Annotated in this window: 1 protein-coding gene; it reads left to right on the top strand. The window is 48.2% G+C overall.

Translation table 11 applies throughout. The features are described from left to right. The coding region (locus B879_RS20680; RefSeq protein WP_238542187.1) for a hypothetical protein at positions 1 to 1,127 on the top strand (1,127 nt) is incomplete at its 5' end. Positions 1,128 to 1,553 lie beyond the last annotated feature (426 nt).

Below are 1,553 nucleotides of genomic sequence, written 5' to 3'. Positions count from 1 at the left end.
TGGCGGTGTATTGGTTTCTCCATATCATGAAGAAACTCCGCTTTGATGGCCCTATGGAAGCCTTGGGTTTTGTATTGTTGTTCTTCAATTTCTTTGTGCTCAAGGAAATTTGGTACAATGCTTTCAGTACGGAAATGGCCGCCTTTGCCATAGGATTGGGACAGGTGAATTACTTTATCCGCTATGAGAAGAACAAACTCTTTCCGCTTTCCCTGGCAGGTGCTTTCGTTTCCCCTTTCTTACTTCCTCTAGGACTGATGCTGATGGTCTTGCCGGCGGACAAACTGGCGATCCGGGAAGATAAAAAGCCCCACTCTGTATTGGCAATCCTGGTGGTAGGAGTCCTTGGGACCGGTTTGCTGCTAATGGGGGGCATGACCGAGCGGTTGGCGGGCAATTGGCAGCAGGTATTTTCCTTTATCGTTTCTCTGTCTGCATTGGCGGCATTCCTATATTGGATCGGGCGCTCTTCTCCCATAGAATGGGTACAAAGCTGGAAGTTGATCGGAAAGAAACTACAATCAGAGCGTATCCTGCTCTTTTTCGGAGGGCTTTTGGTGGTTTCCTTCCTGCTTTGGTTGCTTTCGGGCAGCAATAGCAATGTGAGTCTGCGCTTATTAGGGCAGAATTTTCTGGCTTCCCTATTGCGCTTTCCTTTGGATTTTCTGGGCGGGCATTTGATGTTTTTTGGGCTGATTGTTCCCATGTCCTTGATCTTTATGCACCGCCTGCTCAAAGAGATGGCTTTGCTGGGCATAGGATTTACCTTGGCCATGTGCTTCCTGCTTTTATTTGCTTTGCATCCGGATTCCAGTACGCTGGTGCCCTTTTTGCCTTTGTTGTTTTTGGCTTTGATGAAGGCCATCAGGCGGTACAGGGTTTTGTGGAAGGATGTGTGGAAGGTTGGGGTTTTGAACCTGCTGTTGTCGATGTTTTGGGTGTGCTTGAATGTGCCCGGGATGGAGGAGGCCTTTCAGACAGGGGAGACAGGAGGTTTTTCCGCACAGCGGTATTGGATGCATTTTGGGCATGCGCAGGACCTGGGAGTGATGGTGGTGGTATTGGCGATCTTTATAGGCCTGCTGTTTTTGTTGGAGAAGGGGAGGAGGAGGTATGTGAGGAGTTGAGTGGAGAGTGGAGAGTGGAGAGTGTAGAGTGATGAGTGGAGAGTGATGAGTGAGGAGGGGAAAGTGAGGAGTGATGAGTGAGAAGTTTGAAATGTAGAATTAAGAATTAGGAATGATTTAAGAGCCAAGGCAAAAGGCAAAAGGAAAAAGGGTTGGAGCTTGGTAAATTTGGGAGGTTGGTTCTGTATGGGGGGTAGGACGCAGAAAGCGTCCAATACCAAAGGTTATTTACCCCGGGTTGCTACCCGGTGGATGAAGCTGGTTTAAATCCCCGGTCCGCCCAACTCCGGTAGGAGTTGAATTAAACTGGATAATTGGATGAAAAGCTTCGCTTTTGGAATTTAACCACAGATAGATGAGGGGTGATAATTAAGAATGAAGAATGGGTTTAAGAGCCAAGAGGACCGAACCTGTCTGTCCGCCAGG

Source organism: Cecembia lonarensis LW9 (assembly GCF_000298295.1).
Lineage (GTDB): Bacteria > Bacteroidota > Bacteroidia > Cytophagales > Cyclobacteriaceae > Cecembia > Cecembia lonarensis.
This window is presented reverse-complemented; position numbering and strand designations above follow the sequence as displayed.